The organism is Pseudarthrobacter sp. MOO14 (assembly GCF_058267675.1).
Genome location: NZ_CM177849.1, coordinates 1695223 through 1720731, shown reverse-complemented (window position 1 = coordinate 1720731; position 25509 = coordinate 1695223). Strand labels below are relative to the sequence as shown.

Annotated in this window: 20 protein-coding genes; 12 read left to right on the top strand and 8 right to left on the bottom strand. The window is 67.3% G+C overall.

Annotation, left to right across the window (positions count from 1 at the left end):
* Positions 1-12: 12 nt before the first annotated feature.
* From AC4EEV_RS08075 to AC4EEV_RS08065, 3 genes are read right to left on the bottom strand one after another with little or no spacing between them, the layout of a single operon-like run.
* Complete coding sequence (locus AC4EEV_RS08075) at positions 13-1287, bottom strand: DUF6986 family protein (RefSeq protein WP_491330608.1); 1275 nt, start codon at positions 1285-1287, stop codon at positions 13-15.
* A 1-nt stretch (position 1288) separates the two neighbouring features.
* Entirely contained in the window at positions 1289-2887 is a 1599-nt protein-coding gene (gene aceB / locus AC4EEV_RS08070) for a malate synthase A (RefSeq protein ID WP_133831721.1), read from the bottom strand.
* A 34-nt stretch (positions 2888-2921) separates the two neighbouring features.
* The gene (locus AC4EEV_RS08065) at positions 2922-4373 is read right to left on the bottom strand and encodes an NAD-dependent malic enzyme (protein WP_491330607.1); all 1452 of its coding nucleotides are present in this window, start codon (positions 4371-4373) and stop codon (positions 2922-2924) included.
* Positions 4374-4594: 221 nt separating this feature from the next.
* Here AC4EEV_RS08065 and AC4EEV_RS08060 point away from each other — a divergent pair, with 221 nt between their 5' ends.
* Positions 4595-5350, top strand: coding sequence for an IclR family transcriptional regulator (locus AC4EEV_RS08060; RefSeq protein ID WP_018761057.1), 756 nt, complete (start codon positions 4595-4597; stop codon positions 5348-5350).
* A gap of 76 nt (positions 5351-5426) precedes the next feature.
* Here AC4EEV_RS08060 and AC4EEV_RS08055 read toward each other — a convergent pair whose 3' ends face one another.
* Together AC4EEV_RS08055 and pucL are read right to left on the bottom strand one after the other, a co-directional pair.
* Complete coding sequence (locus AC4EEV_RS08055; protein WP_491330606.1) at positions 5427-6932, bottom strand: nucleobase:cation symporter-2 family protein; 1506 nt, start codon at positions 6930-6932, stop codon at positions 5427-5429.
* A 152-nt stretch (positions 6933-7084) separates the two neighbouring features.
* The gene (gene pucL, locus AC4EEV_RS08050) at positions 7085-7993 is read right to left on the bottom strand and encodes a factor-independent urate hydroxylase (RefSeq protein ID WP_133831718.1); all 909 of its coding nucleotides are present in this window, start codon (positions 7991-7993) and stop codon (positions 7085-7087) included.
* Between the two features lie 348 nt (positions 7994-8341).
* On the opposite strand from pucL, the gene AC4EEV_RS08045 reads away from it, so the two are divergent.
* Positions 8342-8527, top strand: a complete 186-nt coding sequence (locus AC4EEV_RS08045; protein WP_109044984.1) for a hypothetical protein — start codon at positions 8342-8344, stop codon at positions 8525-8527.
* A 440-nt stretch (positions 8528-8967) separates the two neighbouring features.
* Complete coding sequence (locus tag AC4EEV_RS08040) at positions 8968-9768, top strand: glycoside hydrolase family 16 protein (RefSeq protein WP_491330605.1); 801 nt, start codon at positions 8968-8970, stop codon at positions 9766-9768.
* 9 nt (positions 9769-9777) lie between these two features.
* Here the strand turns inward: AC4EEV_RS08040 and ligD are convergent, their stop codons facing one another.
* Positions 9778-11022 carry a non-homologous end-joining DNA ligase gene (ligD, locus tag AC4EEV_RS08035; RefSeq protein ID WP_491330604.1) on the bottom strand — a complete coding sequence of 415 codons (1245 nt, stop codon included), beginning with the start codon at positions 11020-11022 and terminating at the stop codon, positions 9778-9780.
* Positions 11023-11061: 39 nt separating this feature from the next.
* Positions 11062-12438 carry an 8-oxoguanine deaminase gene (locus AC4EEV_RS08030; RefSeq protein WP_109044981.1) on the bottom strand — a complete coding sequence of 459 codons (1377 nt, stop codon included), beginning with the start codon at positions 12436-12438 and terminating at the stop codon, positions 11062-11064.
* A gap of 386 nt (positions 12439-12824) precedes the next feature.
* Between AC4EEV_RS08030 and AC4EEV_RS08025 the strand changes: the two genes are divergently transcribed.
* The 9 genes from AC4EEV_RS08025 (at position 12825) to AC4EEV_RS07985 (ending at position 24709) form a co-directional block, all read left to right on the top strand.
* Entirely contained in the window at positions 12825-13319 is a 495-nt protein-coding gene (locus AC4EEV_RS08025) for a nucleoside deaminase (protein ID WP_018761064.1), read from the top strand.
* A 14-nt stretch (positions 13320-13333) separates the two neighbouring features.
* Entirely contained in the window at positions 13334-14863 is a 1530-nt protein-coding gene (locus AC4EEV_RS08020) for an NCS2 family permease (RefSeq protein WP_491330603.1), read from the top strand.
* A gap of 100 nt (positions 14864-14963) precedes the next feature.
* Positions 14964-16187 (top strand): XdhC family protein, encoded by a 1224-nt coding sequence (locus tag AC4EEV_RS08015; RefSeq protein WP_491330602.1) that lies wholly within the window; start codon positions 14964-14966, stop codon positions 16185-16187.
* Entirely contained in the window at positions 16178-17107 is a 930-nt protein-coding gene (locus tag AC4EEV_RS08010) for an FAD binding domain-containing protein (protein ID WP_491330601.1), read from the top strand. Before AC4EEV_RS08015 ends, AC4EEV_RS08010 begins: the two co-directional genes overlap by 10 nt.
* 2 nt (positions 17108-17109) lie before the next feature.
* Positions 17110-19935: a molybdopterin-dependent oxidoreductase gene (locus AC4EEV_RS08005; protein ID WP_491330600.1), complete on the top strand. Its 2826-nt coding sequence runs from the start codon at positions 17110-17112 to the stop codon at positions 19933-19935.
* 20 nt (positions 19936-19955) lie between these two features.
* Positions 19956-21320 (top strand): LssY C-terminal domain-containing protein, encoded by a 1365-nt coding sequence (locus AC4EEV_RS08000; protein WP_491330599.1) that lies wholly within the window; start codon positions 19956-19958, stop codon positions 21318-21320.
* Positions 21321-21371: 51 nt separating this feature from the next.
* Positions 21372-22352, top strand: a complete 981-nt coding sequence (locus AC4EEV_RS07995) for an aldo/keto reductase (protein ID WP_026264396.1) — start codon at positions 21372-21374, stop codon at positions 22350-22352.
* Positions 22353-22373: 21 nt separating this feature from the next.
* Complete coding sequence (locus AC4EEV_RS07990) at positions 22374-23021, top strand: uracil-DNA glycosylase (RefSeq protein ID WP_491330598.1); 648 nt, start codon at positions 22374-22376, stop codon at positions 23019-23021.
* A 146-nt stretch (positions 23022-23167) separates the two neighbouring features.
* Positions 23168-24709, top strand: coding sequence for an HNH endonuclease signature motif containing protein (locus tag AC4EEV_RS07985; RefSeq protein ID WP_491330597.1), 1542 nt, complete (start codon positions 23168-23170; stop codon positions 24707-24709).
* 12 nt (positions 24710-24721) lie between these two features.
* On the opposite strand, the gene AC4EEV_RS07980 is transcribed toward AC4EEV_RS07985, so the two are convergent.
* Positions 24722-25459 carry a nucleotidyltransferase family protein gene (locus tag AC4EEV_RS07980; RefSeq protein ID WP_491330596.1) on the bottom strand — a complete coding sequence of 246 codons (738 nt, stop codon included), beginning with the start codon at positions 25457-25459 and terminating at the stop codon, positions 24722-24724.
* Positions 25460-25509: the final 50 nt, after the last annotated feature.

Below are 25509 nucleotides of genomic sequence, written 5' to 3'. Positions count from 1 at the left end.
GGGATCCTTTGCCTAGGAGTTGGAAGTGGTGGCGAGCCGAGGATGCGCCAGGCCGGTCAGCTGCGGAATTCCGACGCCGGCAAGCGCCTGGACTTCCTCGGCACCGACGGCGCCGCACTGGACTCCGCGGAGAACGAATGCGGCCAGGGCCCGGGCGGTGGCGGGCTCGTCCATGACCCCGCCTTCGGTCCGTTCCACGTAGTTGCGCAGCCTGCCCGCCGCGGCGGGCAGGCCCTCACGGTAGAAGGCATAGGTGGCTGCGAAGCGGCTGGCCAGCTGGGCGGGGTGCAGGTCCCAGCCCTGGTAGTAGCCGCGCTCCAGCGACCGCCGGACCAGCCGGCCGTGCAGCTGCCAGGCGTTCTCCACGTTGTCGCCCACCGGAATGATGTTGGTGGAACCGTCGGAGAGCCGGATGCCGGTACCGGCCACGGCCAGCTGCATGACTTCCTTGGCGAAGTCGGCCACCGGGTGCTCCATGGACTGGTACTCCGCGGAGATTTGCAGCGAGGCCGAGTAGTCGTACGTGCCGTAGTGCAGGCCGCTGATCCGGCCCGGCACCGCGTGCGGCAGCTGGGCCACCGGCGAGGTTCCCTCCGGGCCCAGGATCAGCTGCGGGGTTTCCACCTGGACTTCGAACCGAAGCCGCCCCGCTGGCAGCGAGTGGACTTCTTCCAGGCGGGACACCGCGTAGTCCATCGCCTGGACCTGGGCCACGGTGGTGACCTTGGGCAGGGTCAGGACCAGGCCTTCCGGGAGTTCGCCGGCCGCGGCGAGGCCGGAGACAAACAGGTCCAGGGTGCGGAGGCCGCGGGCACGGGTGGGCGCCTCGAAGCACTTGAAGCGGATACCGATGAACGGGGGAGCGGACCCGGCCTGGACGGCGGCGGCCACCGCCGACGCCGCGGCAACGGCCGCGGCGTCTTCGGCGTCATCGCCCCGGTCCCCGAAGCCGTCTTCGAAGTCCAGCCGCAAGTCCTCGATCGGCTCGGCAGCCAGTTTGGCCGCCACCCGGGTGGCTACCGCCCCCGCAAGGCCTTCGTTGTGGCCCAGGAGCCGCCCCAGCTTTTCGAAGCCGCCGTGCGCATCCGCCGTCGCAGTTGCCTGGGCGCCCCAGTCCGCGGCGAGCGACGGCGTGAAACGGTCAGCGGGCATGTACACCGTGTGCACGGGCTGGCGTGAGCCGTCGTCGCCGGGGTAGTTCTGCTCCAGCAGCCGGTCCGTGGCGGCCAGCTGTCCGTCGATGTGGGCCAGGTCCGCAGCCGAAAGGGAGGGTTTGGGTGCTGCCATCTCAGCCCACCAGTTCGTACGCGGGGGTGGTGAGGAAGTCCGTGTAGCCGTCCGAGAGGCAGATGTCCGCGATCAGGTCGCTGGCAGGCTGGTAGTAGCGGCGGAAGGCTTCGTCACCGAACTCGGTCCGGAGCCGCTCGGTTTCTTCGCCCAGGATCCGTTCCACCAGCTCCTTGGTCACCGTGTTGCCCGTGTCCGCCAGGATGGACTTGTTGCGGATTTGCTGCCACACCTGCGAGCGGGAGATCTCCGCGGTGGCGGCATCCTCCATCAGGTTGTGGATGGCCACGGCGCCGTTTCCGGACAGCCACACTGCCGTGTAGGCCACGGCCACATAGAGGTTCAGGCGCAGCCCGGCCTCGGTGACCTGGCCGTCGGCGGAGGAGACGTCGAGCAGCTGCTCCGCCGTGACCGACACTTCCGGGCGCTGCTTGTCCACCTGGTTCGGCTTGTCCCCCAGCACGGAGTCGAAGACCTCCCGGCAGGTGGAGACCAGGTCCGGGTGCGCAACCCAGGAGCCGTCGAAGCCGTCGTTGGCCTCGCGCGTCTTGTCCGCCCGCACCTTCTCGAACGCGGCTTCGGTTACTTCCGGGTGGCGCCGGTTGGGGATGACCGCGGCCATGCCGCCCATGGCGAAGGCGCCGCGCCGGTGGCAGGTCTTGACCAGGAGTTCGGTGTAGGCGCGCATGAACGGGGCGGTCATCGCCACGGAGGCGCGGTCCGGGAGGACGAATTCCTCGCCGGCATCGCGGAAGTACTTGATAATGCTGAACAGGTAGTCCCAGCGGCCTGCGTTCAGGCCCGAGGCGTGGTCCCGCAGTTCGTAGAGGATTTCGTCCATCTCGAAGGCTGCCGGGATGGTCTCGATCAGGACCGTTGCCCGGATGGTGCCCTGGTGGAGGCCAAGGTAGTCCTGGGCGAACACGAAGACGTCATTCCACAGCCTGGCCTCAAGGTGGCTCTCCATCTTGGGCAGGTAGTAGTAGGGGCCCTGGCCGTTGAGCACCAGCTGCTTGGCGATGTGGAAGAAGTGCAGCCCGAAGTCCACCAGGGCACCCACTGCGGGTTCGCCGTTGAGCAGCAGGTGTTTTTCCTGCATGTGCCAGCCGCGGGGCCGGGCCACCACCACGGCCAGCGGCGCGTCGGTGCGGAGCCGGTACTCCTTGCCTTCCTCCGACGTGTAGCTCAGTGTGCCTTGCGCGGCGTCCCGGAGATTGAGGATGGCGTCAATGACGTTGGCCCAGGTGGGGGTGCTGGCGTCCTCGAGGTCCGCCAGCCACACCTTGGCTCCGGAGTTCAGGGCGTTGATGGCCATCTTCGCCGGTGAGGCAGGCCCGGTCATTTCCACCCGGCGGTCCTGCAGGGCGGCGGGTGCGGGCGCAACTTTCCAGTCGCCGTCGCGCACGTCCTGAGTCTCCGGCAGGAAGTCCAGCTTGCCGGTCTCTGCCACCCGCTGCCGCTTGGCGGCACGGGCCGCCAGGAGCTCGTTGCGGGTGCCGGCGAACCGGTTGTGGAGCTCCTCCACGAAGGCCAGTGCCTTGGGGGTGAGGATCTCCTCAGCGCGGTTGATCGGCCGGGGATCTGTGACGGTGATGGCCATTTCTGGTCCTTTCCTTGTGCGGGAAGTCGGGCGGTCAGGCGGAGGCCAGTGCTGCCACCGGCTCCTTGGCGGAATCGGCGGGAACGGCAGCCGTTGCCACTTGTGAGGCGTGGGCCGCGGCCGCGACGGCCGCCGCGACGTTGGCGGTCACGTGCGGGTCGAAGATGCTCGGGATGATGTAGCTGGCATTGAGCTCATTATCATTCACCCGGTTGGCGATTGCCTCCGCGGCGGCCACCAGCATTTCCGGGGTGATATCGCTCGCTCCGACGTCCAGGAGCCCACGGAAGAGGCCCGGGAAGGCGAGGACGTTGTTGATTTGGTTGGGGAAGTCGCTGCGGCCGGTGGCCACGACGGCGGCGTGCCGGGACGCGATGGCAGGGTCCACTTCGGGAGTGGGGTTGGCCATGGCGAAAACGATGGAGTCCTTTGCCATGGAGGCCACGTGCTCTTCGTCGAGGATGTTCGGGGCGGACACGCCGATGAAGACGTCCGCGCCTGCCAGGGCCTGGTGCAGGCTGCCGGAGAAACCCTCCTGGTTGGTGTTCTCAGCGATCCAGGTGCGGTGCGGATCGTTGTAGGTCTCGCCCTGGTGGATGGCGCCCGAGCGTCCTGCCGCCACGATGTGGCGGGCACCCTGGGCCTTGAGCAGCTGGATAATCGCTGAGCCTGCGGCGCCGACGCCGGAAACCACGATTTTCACGTCCTCGATCTTCTTGTCCACGACGCGCAGCGCGTTGACCAGTGCCGCGAGGGTCACGATGGCGGTGCCGTGCTGGTCGTCGTGGAACACCGGGATGTCCAGTTCCTCGCGCAGGCGGGCTTCGATTTCGAAGCAGCGCGGCGCGGCGATGTCCTCCAGGTTCACGCCGCCGAAGACGGGGGCCAGGAGCTTGACGGTGCGGATGATTTCCTCGGTGTCCTGGGTATCGAGGCAGACCGGCCACGCGTCCACGTTGGCGAACTGCTTGAAGAGGGCGGCCTTGCCTTCCATGACCGGGAGGGCGGCGGCGGGGCCGATGTTGCCCAGGCCAAGCACTGCGGAGCCATCGGTGACGACGGCGACGGTGTTGCGCTTGACGGTCAGGTTGCGGGCGGCGGCGGGGTCTTCGGCGATGGCCAGGCAGACGCGGGCCACGCCGGGGGTGTAGGCGCGCGACAGGTCGTCGCGGTTGCGCAGCGGGACCTTGGGGACCACTTCAAGCTTGCCGCCGAGGTGCATCAGGAAAGTGCGGTCCGAGACGTGCTGGACGGTGACCCCGTCGAGGGCGTTGAGGGCGTCCTTGACCCGCGCGGCGTGGGCGTCGTCGGTGGTGTTGCAGGTGACGTCGACGACGAGGGTTTCGTGGTGGGACTCGGTGACGTCCAGTGCGGTGATTGCGGCACCGGCTGCTCCGACGGCTGCCGCGAGTTCGCTGGTGGCGCTGAAGCTCGACGGTGCTTCCACGCGCAGGGTGATCGAATTTCCGGGGCTGGGGTTCGCCATTGAATGTCCTCCTGTTAGGCCTTGTCCGGCTTCTGCTCTGATCCGAATATTTTCGTATTATGGATATTATTATCTACTTTATGGAAACACAACCCCTTCGTGATGTGACTGCCGAGGGACATCGCCGCGCGTCCTGCCGTGCTGTATGTTGGGTGGTCTAAGCAACTCTTTTCACGATGCGGATAAGAGTTGTCGGATTCCGAGCCATAGGAGACAACGGAATGGCAGAAAAAGCCTCCGGCGGAGTGCAGTCGGTGGAGCGCGTCTTCGAGCTGCTGGAGCTCATCACGGATGCCGGCGGCGACGTCACGCTCAGTGAGCTGTCCTCGTCGACCGATTTGCCGCTTCCCACCATCCACCGCCTGCTCCGCACGCTGGTATCGCTCGGCTACATCCGCCAGCTGCCCAACCGGCGCTATGCCCTGGGTCCCCGGCTGATCCGGTTGGGTGAAGGCGCCAACAAGCAGCTCGGCGCCCTGGCCCGCCCGCAGCTCAAAACCCTGGTGGACCGCCTGGGGGAGACCTCCAACATGGCCGTGCTTGATTCGGACATGGTGATCTACGTGGCCCAGGTCCCTTCGCTGCACTCCATGCGCATGTTCACGGAGGTGGGCCGGCGCGCCCACACCCACGCCACCGGCGTCGGCAAGGCCATCCTGGCCCAGCTTGACGACGACACTGTCCGCGGCATCGTGGCCCGCGCCGGAATGCCCACCCCCACCGCCAAGAGCATTGGCGACGTCGAAGAACTCCTGGCCGACCTCAAGCTCATCCGCGAACGGGGCTACTCCATCGACGAGGAGGAGCAGGAGCTCGGTGTCCGCTGCTTTGCGATGGCGGTGCCCAACGCCCCCACGCCCACCGCGATCTCGGTGTCCGGCCCGGTGTCCCGGGTGGACGAAAACTTCGCCGACAAGGCCGTTCCCGTCCTCCGCGAGGCCGCCGAGGCCATCTCCCGCGAGCTCAACCGCACCTGATACTGCGGAACTGCTGGCGACGACGGCCCGCACCTTCGCTGGAAGGTGCGGGCCGTCGTCGTTCGCTGTGTCTTTGCTAATGCTCAGATGCCTTTTCGGCTGAGTCGATCCGGACTTCCTTCCCGTCGCAGTCGATGAGCTTGCCGTTCTCGAACCTGTCGCCGTCCGCCAGGGAACGGAGGGCCTCCGCCTTGACCAGCCGCTCGGTGCCAGCGACGAAGACGGACTGGTTGTCCGAATTTCCAGCCCGGAAGTGGTTGAAGAGAAGGTTCAGCAGGATGGCCATGACGGCCGCGGAGCTGATGCCGGAGTGGAAGATGGTGCCGAACCAGGACGGGAACTGGTCGTAGAACGTGGGTGCGGCGATGGGGATCATCCCGAAGCCGATGGATGCGGCCACCACGATCAGGTTCATGTTGTTCTTGTAGTCCACTTTGGACAGGGTCCGGATGCCGCTGGCTGCAACCGTGCCGAAGAGCACCACGCCGGCACCGCCCAGGACGGGCGTCGGCACCGCGGCCACCACCCGGCCAAGGACGGGAAGCAGCCCGAGGACCACCAGGATTACGCCGCCGGCGCTGACCACGAACCTGCTCTTGACGCCGGTGATGGCCACCAGGCCCACGTTTTGGGCGAAGGCGCTCTGGGTGAAGGAGTTGAAGAGGGGCGAGACGGCGCTGGACAGCATATCCGCGCGCAGGCCGTTGCCGATCCTCTTGGAGTCCACCTTGGTGCCCACGATCTCGCCCACCGCGATGATGTCCGCGGACGTCTCCGTGAGGGTCACCAGGATGACGATCAGCATGGAGACGATGGCTGCGATCTCGAATGTGGGGGGTCCGAAGGCGAAGGGGGTGGGAAAGGCGACAATCTCGCCCTGGCCCACCTTGGAGAAGTCGGCCATGCCGAAAACCAGGGCGATGAGGGTGCCCAGGACCATGGCAAGGAGGATGGAGAGCCGGGAGATGGCCGCACTGCCCACCTTGCTCAGGAGCAGGACAATGCCCATGGTGCCGGCGGCGAGGCCGATGTTGGCCACGCTGCCGTAGTTCGGAGCCTTGTTGTTGCCGCCCATGGCCCAGTTGGCAGCCACCGGCATCAGCGTCAGGCCGATGGTGGTGATCACGGTTCCGGTCACCACCGGCGGGAAGAATCGGATGATCTTCGAGAACAGCGGGGTGATCAGCAGGCCGATCAGGGAGGCTGCGATGACGGATCCGAACACCGCCTGGATCCCGCCGCCGCCGTGCACGATGGCCACCATGGTGGAGACACCGGCGAAAGACACGCCCTGCACCAGCGGGAGCTGCGAGCCGAAGAACGGAATGCCGACGGTTTGCAGGATGGTGGCGAGGCCGCCGACGAACAGGCAGGCGGCGATGAGCAGGCCGATGTCCTGGGAGTTCATTCCCGCGGCGGCACCGATGATCAAGGGAGGGGCAATGATGCCGCCATACATGGTCAGGACGTGCTGGAAGCCGTAGGCAAACATGCTTCCAACGGGGAGCCGCTGGTCCTCGGGGCGGCTAGGCCGTGCGCCTTTTCCAGCGGCTGCGGCGGCAAGTTTCTTCTTGGTGTTCATGGCAGACTTTCTTGGTTCATGGCAGACGTCATCGTCTGGCTAACTGGTGTCTGGCTAACAGGTGTTGTGAAGATGTGGGAGTGGTGCCGGGTGTGGCGTCGACAGGCTCAACCACCGATGGCTGAGCCTGTCGAAACCATGGGCGTGGCCCTTTAGCAGAAGCCGGCGATGCCCGACCACGCCGCCGGCGCGGCAGCTGCGTCATCACGCTGGACCGTGGCCTCGATCAGGCCGTACGGCCGGTCGGCGGCGAAGAAAACCTCGTTGGGGTTGTCCAGGCCGAACGGCGAGAGATCCACCAGGAAGTGGTGTTTGTTGGGCATGGAGAACTTGATCTCGTCGATTTCGCTGTGCGCCTCCAGCACCTTTGCGCCCATGTCGAACAGGGTCTGCTGCAGTGCGTGGGAGTACTTCTCAGTGAAGCCTTCGAGCAGGAGGCCCTTGACGTCGTCGTAGCTCTTGTTGAAGTCCAGGCTGCTGAAGTCGGTGCCGGCCTTGAAGCGCCAGCGGGCTGAAACGTCCGTGGCGAGGATGCGGTCGGTGGTCTCCGGAAGCGTCGTGTAGCGGTCGCGGGGGTAGCCCACGAAGCCGGACTCCGTGGACTTGAGGACGGTCAGGTCCTTCAGTCCGGAGATCAGGTGGGTGGCGGCGCCGTCGCGGACCAAAACCGCGGTTCGCACTTCCTGGCCGTTGCGGACGAATGAGTGGTCGTGTTCGCTGCCGTGCGCCTGGATGCGGCTCCAGGCGTAGGATTCCGCTTCCCAGCGGCCGCCGGTGACCCAGTCGAAGCTGGAGGTGAAGTGCTCGCCGAGGCGCAGCAGGAACGCCTCGGGCGAACCGATGCCGTCCCGGGCGAAGGCGTAGATGGTGTTCTTCTGGGTGTCCGTGGCCACCACGTGGGCGTTGTCGCCTTCAAGGTGGGCCGCGGCGAAATCGCCCCGCAGCTGCGAGGTGACGTTCAGGTCTTCGATCTCGTGGCGGTTGGTGTCCCTGGTGATCTTGACGACGCGGACTTCGGCCTTGCCGTACTGGTTTTCGCCGAGAATTATCTTGCTGCTCATGGTCTTTTCCCAATCTCCGGTAAGTGGAACCAAGGTTCCATCACTGAAATTAAGCGCGCGTTTCAAGCGCGTTTCCGGTGGAGCCGACCCAACAAAAAAGAGCCGGCATCCATTGATGCCAGCTCATTACGACCCTGCCTGCTGCTCCCAGGTTACGTGACGTGCGCCACGAGTTGCCTACCAGCGTACCCCCGCCGGGCGGTGGTGTACATCACAACCCCAAAAATCAGTTTGTGACCGGATCGCCCGGGAAGGGCCAGGCGGCCGACTGTTGACGCCCCGCAGTGTTGCTTCTAAACTTTCACAAAGCAGAATTTGCTTTCCGCAATACGAAATTAGGAGGTTTCGATGTACCAGCAGGACACCCCTTCCGTGCCGGCCGCCCCGGCCGCGGGAACCGGCGCACAGGAGTTCTACCTCCCCATCGGCGGCGGGATTGACCCGGACTTGTTCGTTCCGGAAGAACGGCACCACGAACGCGGGCTGTTCTCGCGCTGGGTCCACGCGTTGCCGGTATTCGGCCGGCGGATGTGAGTACCGCCCCTGCCTACCTGCGGAACCACACCGGCCAAACACAAGTAGTCGCTACTGGCGACCCCGGCAGCGAACTCCCATAGCCTGAGGCGGTAAGTCGTTGCCCGGAGTTGGGCTTGCGTGCCTGCCCGGGCCGGATTTCCGTTGAGCGCCGGGGAGGCGAGGATGCAGGAACGTGTGAAGCAGCCCGATTCCCGACGAGGGACGTGCGGGGCATGTCCATGAAGACCCGCCTCCTGCAATGCGTATGCTGCCTCCTGGTGGTTGGCGGCCTTTCGGCCAGTGCGGTCCTCGCCCCGGCGGAGTCCGGACTGCCCGCGGATCCCGCGGAGGCGGCTTCCGGGTCGTCCGGAGTCATTATCCCTTCACCCTCTGGAAGTCCAGGGCCTACCGGCCCTGCCGCACCGGCAGCGCCGCCGGAGGCCCCGGAAGTACCCGGATTGGATGCCTCAACCGGGGCTGCAGCGCCGGCCGACGCCGCCCCCTCGGGGGCCGTTCCTCCCGCTGCGCCACCCGCCGATGACACAGCCCAGGGCGACCCGCTGGAAGGCAAACCCGTCGTTTCCAGCCAGGGACTGGGCCCCGCCGGGGTTCCCGGCGCCTGGCACTTGGTGTTCGATGAGGAATTCAACACCCTGAACCCCGCTGTCTGGACCTCTTACTGGTTCAACGACTGTGATCCCAAGTCCAAGATGAACGGTGTCAAAACCTGCTCCAGCAACATTACGGTTGCCAACGGCGAGGCCGTCCTCCAGCTCTCCGACTCCGATTCCGGGGCGCTGCTGTCCACCAATCCCAAGGATGGGGTCTCCGGCCACGTGGGCTTCCAATACACCACGGGATACGTCGAAGCCCGCATCTATTTTCCGGGTACCTGCTCGGGCGGCATCTACAACTGGCCAGCCTGGTGGACCACCGGACAGTCCTATCCGAAAACCGGTGAGATTGACATAGCGGAGCCCTTGGCGGGCAACATGAGCACCGTCTATCACTCTGCGAGTGGCGGCGAGTTGGGAAGTGCCATCGTGGGGTGCTGGGCCGGTGGGTACCATACCTACGGCGTGCATCGGATGGCGGGTGTCAACGACATCTATTTCGACGGCCGCAAGGTCTATTCATATTCGTCCCAGGACGGCAACGCGCCGCACTACTTGCTCCTGAACGTGGGACTCAACCCCAACCAGAGGACGTTCGGACCGGCCGGAGCCATCAAAGTCGACTGGGTGCGGGTCTGGCAGTAGCGGCAAGGCTCAGGAACCGGGGCGTCCCGGCCACTGCTTGCCTGCCCAGGGGTCGTAGTCCGCGATGAGGTCCTCCTGCGGCGGGCGTTTGTCCTCGGGGACATGCTGGAGGTTGACGCGGACCCGGTACCAGAGCGAGCTGGACCCGCGCATCCCGTCGACAAGGACGTCGGCCGGCTGGAGCGTGCCAACGGCTGCGGGATGCCGGGCCTTCCACTGGTCAAGGGCTGCCAGCGCCTCGGGCTTTGTCTTGGTCCGGGCAACTTCGATAAGCGGCATCAGCGACTGCCGGCGGCCGGTTCCATTGCCGCTGCGGGGCGCTTTCTCTGCCGGGCCGAGTTTTTCGGCCAAGGCAAGGAGCCCGTCGAGTGTGCCCACCGCGTCATCAATGCCGGCGTGCGGGTCGCCGATGTCCGCAAAGCGCTGCGGCACTGTCTGCACTGTGAACTGCTCCGGCCGTGCGGTGCGGACTTCCTCCCACGTGAGCGGCGCAGACACCCGGGCGTCAGGCAGGGGCCTGACCGAGTAGGCGGAGGCCACGGTGCGGTCCTTGGCGTTCTGGTTGAAGTCCACAAACACGCTTTCACCGCGCTCCTCCTTCCACCACCGTGCCGTGGCGAGGCCGGGCGCGCGGTTTTCCACCTCCCGTGCAAGGGTTTCGGCGGCGAGCCGGACATCGCGGTACGACCACTGCGGGGTGATGCGCACCAGGATATGCAGCCCCCGCGACCCGCTCGTCTTCGGCCAGCCCACCAGCCCCGCGTCGGCCAGGACCTCCCGGGCCACGTAGGCGACGTCCACGATCTGCGACCAATCCACGCCAGGCATCGGATCGAGGTCCACCCGGAGTTCGTCCGGGTGCTCCAGGTCTTCGGCCCTGACGGGATGCGGATTCAGGTCCAGGCAGCCAAGGTTGATGACCCAGGCCAGGCCCGCCGCATCCCGGATGACAGCTTCTTCCGCCGACGTTCCGGACGCGTAATGCAGTGTGGTGGTGTCGACGAAGGGTGGATGGTTCTCCGGCACGCGCTTTTGGAAGAAGGGCTCGGCGTTGATGCCCTTGGGAAACCGCTTGAGCACCATCGGCCTTCCACCCGCGCCGCGCAGCGCCCCGTCCGCCACGGCCAGGTAGTACCGCACCAGGTCCAGCTTGGTCAGCCCGGGGTCTGGGAACACCACCTTGTCCGGGCTCGAGATCCGGACCTCAACACCTTCGATATCCAGGACTTCGGCCGGCGTCTTTGACGGAGTCATGCCGCCACGGTAGCAGTGGCCCGGTTCCGTGTCAGCCGTTCACCGGACCCCGTTTACCAGGCGCTTGGCCGCCGCTGAGTGCTCAGCGATGAGCCCGGCGATGTCCAGGCCGGGGATTTGTCCATCCACGACGCGCCACTGGCCGCCCACCATCACCCGGTCGGCGCGGTCGGCGGCGCACAACAACAAGGCGGCGACGGGGTCATGGCTGCCTGAGAAGCGCAGGTCTTCGAGCGCGAACAGGGCAAGGTCGGCCTGCATCCCTGGCGCCAGCTGGCCCACCCCGGGCCGTCCCAGCACTGCGGCCGAACCACGGGTGGCCCAGCCGAGTGCCCGCTCCACGGGGACATCAGCGCCATAGCGGAGGCGCTGGAGGTACAGCGCCTGCCGCGCCTCCAGGATCATGTTGGAAGCATCGTTCGACGCCGAGCCGTCCACTCCCAGCCCCACCGGAACGCCCGCATCCTCAAGTTCCAGGACCCGGGCCGTGCCCGAGGCGAGCCGCATGTTGGAGGTGGCGCAGTGGGCGACGGCGGTCCCCGCCGAACCGAGGCGGCCGATTTCTTCGTCGCTGAAGTGGATGCCGTGCCCCAGCCAGGTGCGGTCCGTCAGCCAGCCCACGCTCTCCAGGTAGTCCACGGTCCGCAGCCCAAACATCTCGCGACAGAAGTCCTCCTCGTCAAGGGTTTCGGCCAGGTGGGTGTGCAGCCGGACGTCCAGCCGTTCGGCGAGCGCGGCACTCTCGGCCATGATTTCCTTCGTGACGGAGAACGGCGAGCACGGCGCCAGGGCGATCTGGATGACGGCGTCCTCCCCGCGCTCGTGGTACGCGCCGATCAGCCGCTCGCTGTCCGCCAGCACCACCTCCGGTGCCTGGACCGTTGACTGCGGCGGCAGGCCGCCGTCGTCCGTTCCCAGCGTCATGGAGCCGCGGGTGAGTGTTGCCCGCATGCCCAGCCGGCGCACGGCCGCCACCTCGATGTCGATGGCGTTTTCCAGGCCGGCGGGGAAGAGGTAGTGGTGGTCGGCGGCGGTGGTGCAGCCGCTGAGCAGCAGCTCAGCGAGGGCGGCGGTGGCGGCGAGCTCCACATCCTTGGGTGTGAGCCGGGCCCAGACCGGATAGAGGTTCTGCAGCCAGGGGAACAGCGGGGCGTTGGCCACCGGACCCCAGGCGCGGGTGAGCGTTTGGTAGAAGTGGTGGTGCGTGTTGATCAGTCCCGGCAGCAGCACGTGGCTGCCGGCGTCGAACGTCTCGGCGCAGGGTTCGGACGGTATCTGTCCGGCTGCCAGGACCTCGGTGATGACGCCGCCGCTGATGACAACCCCGCCCGAGGCGTCAAGGTTGTTGGCGGTGAACGCGGCCTGCGGATTCCGGATCCAGAGGCGGGGTGCGGGTGCGGGAAGGGGCTGGTGCATGGGGTGTTCCTGTCCTGAGCGCGGGGGCAATTTTTCCAGCTCAGTGAGGCCCTGTCTGCTGATCCAGGTGGCCGCGGCGGACCGCGGATCCGATGAGATTAGCCAGCCCGGGCGCGGGGCGTCAACACCGGCGGGATGTGACTGGAGGGGGTTAGCGGACCGAAACATGGATTTCACATAGCGAAAATAAATTTCCAGAAAACTATGGCGCGGGCCACAAAGCGGTGCTAATCTCGATTCTGCCAAAGGCGGGCACCCGAACCCGGGAAGCTATCTACCAGGCGCAACTTAACCTTCACAGCACATGCTGAAGCCTGGTAACCGTCGCACCTGGTTCTATTGGTCCTTGCACGGCAACAGGCTTCCCGGCAAAAGGAAGTCGCATCATGAGTACCACCGTCACGGCCGAGCAGTTCCTGGCCAGATCCATTCGGCTGGCAACAGCCAACGTCCTGAACAGCGGCGGCCCCTTCGGCGCCATGATCGTCACCGCGGACGGCAAAACGTTCGACGGCGTCAACCGCGTCACCGCGGACAACGATCCCACGGCCCACGCCGAAGTCACCGCCATCCGCACCGCCTGCCGCGAACTCGGCACCTTCGACCTCAGCGGTGCGGTCCTCTACACCAGCTGCGAGCCATGCCCCATGTGCCTGGCCTCCGCCCTCTGGGCCCGTGTTGACCGCGTGGTCTACGCCGCCGACCGGCACGATGCCGCCTCCGTGGGCTTCGACGACGCCGTCTTTTACGAATACTTCGAAAACCAGGACAGGGACTCCCTGATGCCGGTATCCAAGCTGGAACTGGGCGATCCCCAGGCACCTGCACCGCTGGAACCGTTCAATACCTGGAACACGCTCGAATCCAGGATCGACTACTAGGCCGGGCGGCTGAGATGACCATCCTGGACCATTCCCACGAGGAGCATCCGGCTCCACCCACCAGCACCTCGCGGCGGTCGCCGCGTACCCCATCCGTACCCGGCCCGCCGGCGTCGGGATCCTACCTGGACCGCTTCTTCCAGATCACCCGCCGTGGCTCAACCGTTGCCCGGGAATTCCGGGGCGGCCTGGTCACCTTCTTCACCATGGCGTACATCGTCATCCTGAACCCCCTCATCCTCGGCGGTTTCAGCGCCGACAACGCCCCCACCGACGTTGCCGGGGGCTGGTTGTCCGCATCCCAGGTGGGTGCCGTCACCGGCCTCACCGCCGGCGTCATGACCATCCTGTTCGGCCTCATCGCCAACCTGCCGTTCGGGCTCGCCGCCGGACTGGGCATCAACTCCTTCCTGGCCGTCTCGGTGATCCACGAAGTCACCTGGCCCGAGGCCATGGGGCTGGTGGTCATCAACGGCATCCTGATCGTCCTGTTCGGCGTCACCGGCGCCCGGACCGCCATCTTCAGGGCCGTTCCCAAGGAACTCAAGGCCGCCATCACCGTGGGCATCGGCCTGTTCATCGCCTTCATCGGCTTCGTCGACTCCGGCTTCGTCCGGCCCACCACCGGCGGGCCGCCCGTCCAGCTGGGCGACGGCGGCTCCATCACCTCCGTGCCAACGCTGGTGTTCGTCGTCGGCCTCCTGGCCATGGGGATCCTCGTGGCGCGCAAGGTGCAAGGCGGGCTGCTCATCGGCATCGTCGGCACCACCGTGCTGGCCGCCGTCGTGGAAGCCATCATGAAACTGGGTCCTGCCGGCGCCACCAACCCCGGCGGCTGGCACCTGAACACCCCTGTCCTGTCCGGCCAGCTGGTCTCCGCGCCCGACCTGGGCCTGGTGGGCCACTTTGACCTCTTTGGGTCGTTCAGCCGGATCGGCGGACTTGCGGCCACCATGCTGGTGTTCACGCTCGTGTTCACCAACTTCTTCGACGCCATGGGGACCATGACCGGTTTGGCCAAGAGCGCAGGCGTCGCACACAAGGACGGCACGTTCCCGCGGCTGAAATCCGCCTTCATCGTCGAAGGCTTCGGCGCCGTGGCCGGCGGGGCAACCTCAGGTTCCTCCAACACGGTGTACATCGACTCCGCGGCAGGGATCGGCGAAGGCGCCCGGACCGGCCTGGCATCAGTGGTCACCGGGCTGCTGTTCCTCGGCTCAATGTTCCTTACCCCGCTCACCAGCGTGGTCCCGCTGGAAGTCGCCGCCGCCGCCCTGGTGGTGGTGGGTGCCATGATGATGGCGCAGATCCGCGAGATCAAGTTCACCAAGTTCACCGTGGCGCTGCCTGCCTTCCTCACCATCGTGACCATGCCGCTGAGCTATTCGATCGCCAACGGCATTGGCGTCGGCTTCGTGAGCTGGGCGGTCATCGGGGCGGCATCAGGCAAGGCGAAAAAGATCCACCCGCTGATGTGGGTGGTGAGCGCCGGGTTCCTGGTGTACTTCGCCCGCGGGCCGATCAACCTCCTGCTGGGCGGCTGATCGTTGCCCCAGCCGCACAGGGGGCCGGGCCAACCCTTGGCCCGGCCCCTGACAGGACAGACAATGGACACCACCGCCGCGCGGAAGAAGGAGTGCCGCCATGCTTGACCTGATCCCTTCGCTCGGCCCCTGGCTGCCCCGACTCGCGGACAAGCGGTTCGCAGTGGCCACCATCGTTGCCGCCTCGGGTTCGGTGCCCCGCCCTGTGGGGACCTCCATGCTCGTCACGGAGTCCGGTGAGGTGCTCGGCAGCCTCTCCGGCGGTTGCGTGGAAGGCGCCGTGGTGGCGCTCGCCCGGGAGGCAATGGACGACGGCGGCCCGCGCCACCAGGTCTTCGGCTTCAGTTCCGCCGATGCCTTCGCCGCCGGGCTCACCTGCGGGGGACAGCTGGAGATCCACATCCAGCCGGTTCCTGCAGCCGTTACCGGTGAACCGGAGCAACCGCTCCGGGCCGCCGTCCGGCAACTCGCCGGCCTCCGCCACGACGAACCCGTGGCGCTGGTACGGCTGCTGGGAGCATCGGGCGGTGCCGCCGTCGTACTCCCGGACCCGGCCAAGCACCACGGACCGGCATCCCCGGAACTGGCCCCGCTGCTGCACGGAGAGTCAGAGCTTCGGGTGGAATCCATCCTGCGCAGCGGCGGCGCCGGTCTGGTCCCGCTGGTCCAGGCAGGGGACTGCCTGCCGGACCGCGACGGCCACAGCAGGCATCCCGGGGGGCCCGCCGTCCTGGTGGAGTCCCGGCTCGCCCCGCCACGCATGCTGGTGTTCGGTGCCAACGACTTCGGGGCGGCCCTGGTGCCGGCGGCCAAGCTGCTCGGCTACCACGTGACCCTGGTGGATGCCCGGCCCGCTTTTGCCGGCCAGCCACGGTTCGCCGTCGCAGACCAGGTGGTGACGGACTGGCCGCACCGTTACCTCGCGGCGGAAGCAGCCGCCGGCCGCCTGGACAGCCGCGCCGTGGCGGCCGTCTTGACCCATGACCCCAAGTTCGATCTTCCGCTGCTGGAGGCCGCGCTGGCCCTGGACCTCGCCTACGTGGGCGCCATGGGATCGCGCCGCAGCCACCTCCAGCGGGTCGAGGAACTCCTCAGCGCCGGGGTCCTGCCGGAACGGATTGCCCGGCTGCACTCACCCATCGGACTGGACCTCGGCGCCACTACCCCCGCCGAGGTGGCGGTCTCCGTCACCGCCGAGCTCATCGCCGCGCGCAGCCGTGACGCCACGTGCGCGCCGCTGCGCGACACCACCGGCACCATCCACCACCGCGCGCCGGCGCCGGCGCCCACAGACCTTACCCCGCAGGAGATCGCATGGACATGAACACCATCGAGGCGGTGGTCCGCACCACCGACCCCGCAGATTGGCGAGACGGCGACGCCTGGCTGGCCGGCGGAACGGTCCTCTTCTCCTACGGCAGTTACGCCTTTGGGCCTCAACCCCTCAAGCGGCTGCTGGACCTCGGCTCAGCCGGCTGGACTCCCATAACCGTCAGTGACGACGGCATCGACCTCGCCGCCACCTGCACCATTGCCGAGCTGTACACCCTGCCGGCCGGCGCCGGCGCGGACGGCCGCGGCTGGCCGGGGCTGGACCTGGTCCGGGCCTGCTGCGATTCCTTCGTGGCTTCGTTCAAGGTGTGGAACATGTCCACGGTGGGCGGCAACCTGTGCACGTCCCTGCCCGCCGGGCCCGTCATCTCGCTCTGCGCCGGACTGGACGGCGTTGCCACGGTCCTCGCACCAGGCGGCGGCAGCCGCACCGTTCCCGTGGCGGACTTCGTGACCGGTGACGCCACCAACTGCCTGGCACCGGGCGAGCTGCTTCGCAGCGTCCACCTCCCGGCGTCGGCCCTTTCTTCCCGGGTGGCGTTCCGCCGGCTGTCGCTGAGCAACCTGGGCCGGTCCGGGGCGCTCCTGATCGGACGGCTCGACGCCGCTACCTCCCTGGTCCTGACCGTTACCGCGGCCACCAAGCGGCCCGTGCAGCTCCGGTTCGACGGCCTGCCCGATGCCGACCGGCTGGCAGCTGCCTTGGACGACGCCATTCCCGCGGACCATTACCACGACGACATCCATGGCCTGCCCGCCTGGCGCCGGGACATGACCTACCGATTGGCCGAGGAAATCCGCGCCGAGCTCGCTGCGCCGGCGGGAACGCCCGGGCTGCCCGTGTCCGGTGACTTCTGGCCGCCCCGGAGCGATTCCGCTCCCGTTTCCACAGCACTTCCGAAAGGGGCCTGAGCATGGCCATCGAGATCAACGGCACCGCGTCCGGGGCGGCTCCGCGCCCCGGCCAATGCCTGCGGACGTTCCTGCGGGAGCAGGGCAACACCGGCGTCAAGAAGGGCTGCGACGGCGGCGACTGCGGCGCGTGCACGGTACATGTGGACGGCACGCCCGTTCACAGCTGCATCTATCCCGCCGTCCGGGCCGAGGGGCGCTCGGTGACCACCATTGAGGGGCTGGCCGGTACCGCCGGCGGCCCCCTGCATCCGGTGCAGCAGCAGTTCATGGAGCGGCAGGGGTTTCAGTGCGGCTTCTGCACGGCCGGCATGGTGATGACGGCGGCCTCGTTCGACGACGCCCAAAAGGACAACCTGCCCCGGAACCTCAAAGGCAACCTCTGCCGGTGCACGGGCTACCGCGCCATCGCCGACGCCGTCTGCGGGCACCCCGGGCACCCTGATCCCGGGGGGCCGGGCTCCGGCATCGCAGGGGAGGGGCAACCGGATCCTGCGCCGGGCCGGCTGGGTGACGACGTCCCGGCTCCAGCCAGCCGCGCCGTAGTCACGGGCGCTGCCCGCTACACCCTGGACCTGCCCAAAGAGGAGCAGCAAGGGCTGCTGCACCTGAAGATCCTCCGTTCCCCGCACCCGCACGCCCGGGTGCTTTCCATCGCCAAGGACGCAGCGCTGAACGTGCCAGGCGTGGTGGCGGTCTTCACCTCCGAGGACGCCCCGGAGCAGCTGTTCTCCACCGCCCAGCACGAACTCTTCACTGACGACCCGGACGATACCAGGGTGCTCGATGACGTGGTGCGGTTCATCGGGCAGCGGGTGGCCGCCGTCGTGGCTGAATCGGTGGCCGCCGCGGAAGCCGGTGTCCGCGCACTCCAGGTGGAATATGAGGAACTTCCCGCCGTCTTCTCGCCGCAGGAAGCGCTGCTGCCTGGTGCCCCCCTGGTCCACGGAGACAAGGATGCCGTGAAAGCGCGCATCTCCCGCCCGGAGCGGAACGTGGTGGCTGAACTGCACTCGGAACTGGGCGACGTCGCCGGCGGCTTCGCGGGCGCCGACTTCATCCACGAACAGGCCTATCAGACCCAGAGGGTCCAGCACGTCGCCCTGGAAACCCATGCGGCCATCGCCACCGTAGACGACGACGGGCGGCTGCAGGTCCGCACCTCCAGCCAGGTCCCGTTCCTGGTCCGCCGCACGCTGTGCCGGGTGTTCGGGCTCGAAGAGGACCGCGTGCACGTGGTGGCCGGACGCGTGGGCGGCGGATTCGGCGGCAAGCAGGAAGTCCTCACCGAGGACCTCGTGGCGCTCGCGGCCCTGAAACTGAAGCGGCCGGTCCAGCTGGAACTGACCCGCACGGAACAGTTCACCGCCACCACAACCCGGCACCCCTTCACCATCAAGCTGAAAGCCGGTGCCGCCAAGGACGGCCGGCTGACAGCCCTGCAACTGGACGTGGTGACCAACACCGGCGCCTATGGCAACCACGGCCCGGGCGTCATGTTCCATGGTTGCGGTGAATCGCTGGCGGTCTACAAGTGCGCCAACAAGAAGGTGGACGCCCAGTCGGTCTACACCAACACCGTCCCGGCCGGCGCGTTCCGCGGCTACGGCCTCAGCCAGATGATTTTTGCGATCGAGTCCGCGATGGATGAGCTGGCCGCCGGGATCGGGATGGATCCGCTCGAGTTCCGCCGCCGGAACATGGTCCGGGAAGGGGACCACATGCTGTCCACGCAGCCCCAGCCGGAGGAGGACGTCCACTACGGAAGCTACGGGTTGGACCAGTGCCTGGACTTGGTCCGGGACGCCCTGGACCGGGGCAGCGAACGCTACCGGCAGGCAGGGCTTGAGGACCTCGGGCCGGACTGGATGGTGGGCGAAGGCGCGGCGCTCTCCATGATCGATACCGTCCCGCCGCGTGGCCACTTTGCCCATGCCCGGCTCCGGCTCCTGCCGGACGGAACGTACCAGGCCGACGTCGGGACCGCCGAGTTCGGAAACGGGACCACCACGGTGCATGCCCAGCTTGCCGCCACGGCGTTGTCCACGGAGGCATCCCGGGTGGCGGTGCGGCAATCGGACACGGACCTGGTGGAGCACGACACGGGCGCGTTCGGTTCGGCCGGAACCGTGGTGGCCGGCAAGGCCACCCTTGAAGCTGCCGAAGAGCTGGCCGTCCGGATCCGGGCGTTCGCGGCCGGCATCCGCCAAACGCAGGCCTCCGCGTGCGTCCTCGACGGCGACGCCGTGGTGGTCGACGGAACCCGCGTGGCACTTGCTGAGCTGGCGCAGGCCGCCGAGGAAGCCGGCGTCGACCTCGCCGCCGAGGGACGCTGGGGCGGCACGCCGCGTTCGGTTGCCTTCAACGTGCACGGGTTCCGGGTGGCGGTGAACCGCGGCACCGGCGAGCTGAAAATCCTGCAGAGCGTCCAGGCGGCCGACGCCGGCGTGGTGGTCAACCCGCGACAGTGCCGTGGACAGATCGAAGGCGGGATCGCCCAGGCCATTGGTGCCACGCTTTACGAGGAAGTGGTGGTGAACGACGACGGCAAGGTCACCACGGACATCCTGCGTCAGTACCACATTCCGACCTTTGCGGACGTGCCGCGCAGCGAGGTGTACTTCGCGGACACCAATGACACGCTGGGGCCGCTGGGCGCCAAATCGATGAGCGAGAGTCCGTTCAACCCCGTGGCCCCGGCGCTCGCCAACGCCATCAGGAACGCCACCGGAGTCCGCTTCGCGCAGCTTCCCATCGCCCGGGACCGGATCTACCTGGGGCTGAAGGAAGCAGGCCTCGTTCCGGCTGAGGCGGGTGCGGTGCGGTAATCCAGGTGTAGCCTGTGGCCATGACGGGCGAGACAGCCATGGATGCGGGCCGGGACGGAGGCATGCCGGGCCCCGCGCCCGCCGCCACGGCCGCGGCGGACACCGTGGTCGACCGGCTGTTCTTTACGTTCAGCGGCCTCAGCTCGATCTGGTTTGCCGTGCTGCTCCTGCAGTCGAGCCTGGAATGGCCGCACATCTGGGTCCTGGTGGTCTTCTGGGCAGCGCTTGCCTACGTGGTGCTTCCCCGCCTGCACCGCATCCTCACCAGGATCTACCTGCCCGACTACTTCATTGGCCGTTCGCGCACCAGCGACGGATTGCTTGGGGACCCGGTCAACGTGGCCCTGCTTGGCCGGGAGGCCCAAATCCATGCAGCCATGCGGCAGGCCCGATGGACGCTCGCCGATCCGGTGACCTTCGCCTCAAGCTGCCGCATCATCACTTCCACGCTGACCAGGCGCAGCTATGACGAGGCGCCGGTGAGTCCACTGTTCCTTTTTGGCCGCCAGCAGGATTTCGCCTACCAGCAGGAGGTGGACGGCAACCCAGGCAAACGCCACCACATCCGCTTTTGGAAGGTACCCCCGGGCTGGCTGCTTCCCGGGGGCATCCCGGTGGACTGGCTCGCCGCCGGGACCTACGACAGGGCCGTGGGACTTTCCCTGTTCACGCTGCAGGTAACGCACAAAATCGCCCCAGGCATCGACGAGGAACGGGACTACCTGGTGGGGTCCATCCAAGCGGCTGCGCCGGAAGCGGCCGTGACGATCATCAAGGACTTCTCCACCGGCTACCACTCCAGGAACGGGGGAGGGGACAACATCATGACCGACGGCGACCTGCCCATTGTGGACCTCACCCGGATACCGGCGGCTGATCCTGGACCGGGCCGGGCGCAGGCTGCGAAGGAGCGGCGGCCACTGCCCACTCTCTTCGGGGCAGTCCTGGTCACATGCAGGGGATTCGCCGCCCTCTTCCTGGCTTTCCTGCTCCTGGCCGCCGCATCCGACGAGGCCCTGGCGCCTCCGCTCCTGGGCGGTTCCGCCGGCGACCTGGACGTGTCCGGGGCACTGCTTCCCGGGGCCATCGTCATGGGGGTCTTCGCCCTCGCTGAGTTCCTCCTTGCATGGTTCATCTCCCGGGGCGGAAACCGCGCCCGGGTAACTGCCATGACACTGGGGAGCCTTTCCATCATCACCCAATTCGCCACCACTGCCTCGGGCGGACCGCCCATCACGCTGGGCACCACGCTGGTCAGCTTGTCGCTGGACATCCTGCTGATCCTCGCACTCTCCAGCGAACGGTCCAGGACCTTCGCCCGGCGGCGGACGGGCGCCCTGGGGCACCCCGGGTCTTTGGGCGGCGTACCGGTGCCGGGCAGCTAAATTCCTTCGGAGGATTCACCCAGCTTTACGCCAAACCCATATAGTCAGGGGATGGAACAGCGGATTTTAGGTAAGACCGGACGGAACGTCTCCATCGTGGGGCTGGGCACCTGGCAGCTCGGCGCGGACTGGGGCACCGTGGACCCGGCACAGGCCCAGGCCATCCTCGCCGCCTCCGTGGAGGCAGGCGTCACCTTCTTTGACACGGCCGATGTCTATGGCGACGGAAAGAGCGAGCAGGCCATCGGGAAGTTCCTCGCGGACAACCCGGGGCACGGCGTCACCGTTGCCACCAAGATGGGCCGCCGGATGGAGCAGCGGCCGGAAAACTATTCACTGGCCAATTTCCGCCAGTGGGTGGACCGCTCACGGAAGAACCTGGGCACCGAAACCCTCGACCTGGTCCAGCTGCACTGCCCGCCAAGTGCCGTCTACAGCAACAACGAGGTGTATGACGCGCTGGACACGCTGGTCGCCGAAGGCGCCATCCGCAACTACGGTGTCAGCGTGGAACGAACGGACGAGGCGCTGGAGGCGATCCGCCACGAAGGGACCGCATCGGTACAGATCATCCTGAACGCCTTCCGGCTCAAGCCGCTGGATGAAGTCCTCCCCGCGGCCAAGGCTGCCGGCGTGGGCATCATCGCCCGGGTGCCGCTCGCTTCCGGGCTGCTGTCCGGAAAGTACTCGAAGGACACCACCTTCGCGGAGAACGACCACCGGAACTACAACCGCCACGGCGAAGCGTTCGACGTGGGAGAGACCTTCTCCGGCGTCGACTTTGAGCTGGGCCTGAAGGCCGTGGCGGAGTTCGAGCAACTGGTGCCCGCCGGGGCCACCACGGCACAGGCCGCCATCGCCTGGATTGCGGCGCAGGACGGCGTCAGCTCCGTCATTCCCGGCGCGCGCAACGTGGAGCAGGCCCAGGGCAACGCCGCCGCTGCCGGTGTAAGTGTTGGCAAGGAGTTCGACGACGGGGTCCGCTGGATCTACGACCACTACTTCCGCGAGGCCATCCACCCCCGCTGGTAATACCTGTCCGCAGGTATCGGCGTGCGTTCCGGCAGCGGCATCAAGGAGTTCGTGGCGCGGCTGGCAGCCGCGGAAACCGGACCGGCCTGCACCAACTTCTTCTCCGACGCGGTGCAGGAGAATGCGCTGCGCCGCCGGAACCTGGAGATTTACCTGCAGGAAATGCGGGACCGGCAGCCCGGCGTGCTGTTGCTGGGGGAGGCGCCGGGTTTCAGGGGCATGCGCATTACCGGCGTGCCGTTTACCAACCGGACCATCCTGGAAGGGCCGCCTAACAGCTTTGGGCTCTTTGGCCCGGGCAAGGGGTACGTTGTGCCGCCCGAAGCTGCTGGGGTAGCTGCCGAGCCAACGGCAACGGTGCTGTGGCAGGTCCTGGAAGAAGTAGATTTCCTCCCACTGCTGTGGAGTGCCTTCCCCTGGCACCCGCACCAACCCGGAAAGCCGTGCTCCAACCGCACGCCCAAGCCGTCCGAAACCAAACTCGGCACGCCCTTCTGGCAGGAACTGGCCGGATTGTTTGGGATCAGCTCCATCGTTGCGGTGGGCAACGTGGCCCAGCACAGCCTGCAACGCAGCGGGGTGGCTGCGCCCAAGATCAGGCATCCGGCCCACGGCGGCCGCTCGGGCTTCAAACAAGGGCTGGAGGAATTGCTCGCCGCTGGTGGTTGAGGGCACCGGTGGTTGAGCTTGCCGAAACCGGGAGCCGGTGGTTTGGTTTGTCGAAACTTAATCTGCCTTCTTTGGGTGACCGGTTGTCGTGGCCGGCCCCTAAATCTCGGACCTTAAATGTCGTACCCCCTTGTGATGATGGGTTTATGGGGAAAGCGGCGGTGGTGGGGGCGTTGGCGGATATTCGTGCTGCCCTTGCGGTGTTGGTTGCCGAGGTGGACGGAGCGGGAGCCGAGCCGTTTTCGGTTGCTGATCCGTTGGCTGGGTTGGCGGATGGTTGCCTTGATGTTCTGGTCGGTGTCCGTGAGGTGGAGGCCCGGGTCGCTGGTTTGAGGGCGCGGGCTGCGGTGGCGTTTGCGGATGCTGCGGGTGTTGTGGCGGGGCCGGGGGTGCCGGTGGTGGCGCAGGAGATGGCGGTCGCGGCGGAGGTTGGGTGTGTGCTGGCGCTGGGTCCGCGGGCTGCGTCTTCGTTCCTGGCCACCTCGCAGGCTGTGGTCAAGGGGTTGCCGTTGACCTTGTCGGCGTTGCAGGCGGGGGTGATCTCCTGGCAGCACGCCACGGTGATGGCCGATGAAACGGCCGGGCTGGATGCTGCGGGGGCGGCGGGGTTGGAGGCCCATTTCCTGGACCCTGATGCACCGGATCCGGTGCGGGGGTGTGCGGTGGGGGAGTTGCCGGCGCACCGGTTCCGGGCCAAGGCCAGGGTTTGGCGGGAACGCCGCCATGCCGGGAGCATCGAGAAACGTCACGCCAAGGGGGTGGTGGACCGGCGGGTGGAGTTCCGGCCGGACCGGGACGGGATGGCCTGGCTCGCCGCGTATCTGCCCGCGGACCAGGCGGCAGCGGGGTGGAACCGGCTGACCGCTGTGGCCCGGGGCGTGCAGGGACCCGGCGAGGCCAGGACCCTCACCCAGCTCCGGGCCGATGTGTTTGCCGCAGCGGTCCTTACCAGCGGGCTCGCTCCCGGCAGCGCCACGGGGGGCGGTACCGGGGGCGGTGCTGAGGGCGTGGGCGGGGAGTTCGATGCCGGGACCGGGGGCGGCGGCGGGAACGGGTTTGCTGCCTTGAACCGGGTCGGGTCTGGGGCTGGTTTGTCATCTTGGGTCCGGGCGCAGGTGTTGGTGACGGTGCCGGTGTTTTCGTTGCTGGGGTTGACGGATGAGGCGGCGGTGCTGGATGGGTATGGGCCGATTCCGGCTTCGATGGCGCGCCGGTTGGTCGCTGAGGGGGCGGGCTCGTTTTACCGGGTGCTCGTGGATCCGCGGGACGGGGCACCGTTGGAGATTGGCCGGAAGAGTTACCGGGTGGGCAAGGCGATGCGGAACTGGCTCCGGCTCCGGGATGGTAAGTGCCCGTTCCCGGGCTGCAGCAACAGCTCACTGGACACGGAGGCCGATCACATCCTGGCCTGGGCCAACGGCGGGACCACCGGAATCAGCAACCTGGGACAGCCCTGCCCGAAACACCACCGCCTCCGGCACACCACCGGCTGGAAACCCACCCCGGCCAGCAAAACCGAACCACCGGGCTGGACCTCACCGGCCGGCCGCCAGTACCACAGCGAACACCAGGACTGGGAACCCACAAAGTGGCCCCATGGATGCCTTGGGGGTGCCGCAGACATTGTCCGCCACCGCGGATCTCCTTGGGAGGATGCCTTGGAGGGGTTCCTGAGCGCCCATTCCTGAGTACCTGGGTGTTTACCGGAGAAGGCGGAGCTGGTTCGGGGTGTCGATATCCTCGCCGCTGGACTGGTCACTGCAATCCACTTCATCTACGAGTTCCGGATGGATACGGAGGAAGATGCGCGCGCCGGCGTCACCGGTCACCGTTGCGGCCACCGAGGCCCGCAGCGACCCGTCGATGAGCAGTGGATGCCCGCGGCGCAGTTCCAATGACTGCCCTCCGTTGCCGCCGTGGCCGGCACTGCCATCCGGGCTGTGGGTGTCCGGCGAGCCGCCGAGCGGGCTGCCGGCGTCCGGAAGGCCACCGAGCTGGCCGCCGTCGGACTCAGGACCGCGGTAGGCTGCAGCCGTGATCCGACCCGGACGGTGGGCGGCCAACAGCCGCCGTACGATCTCAGGGGTCAGCCCTGGCTGGTCCACGAGGGCAATGAGCAGGTGGTCTTCAGGATCCGCGGTGTTGTTACCCAGCAAGAACGAGCTGCCCATGCCGGACTGCCATTCCGGATTGACCACCACGCGGCAGCAAGCGAGGGCGGCGGCAGCCTGCACCTCGGATGCTCCTGCGCCAACGACAACTACCACCTCCCGGCAGCCGCCCTTCAGCAGCTTGCCGGCGAGCACCTCCACCAGGGGCCGCCCCCGGTATGGAAGCAGGGCCTTTGGGCCCAGCCCCAGGCGGGTGCCCGCCCCCGCGGCAAGCAACACCCCCGTCACCCCCACGCCCGGCCCTCCGGATTCCTCAATGTTCTCCATAGCTGCACCCTAGCCAACGCCAAAGCAGTCGGGGCAGCTTCCCCCGGAAA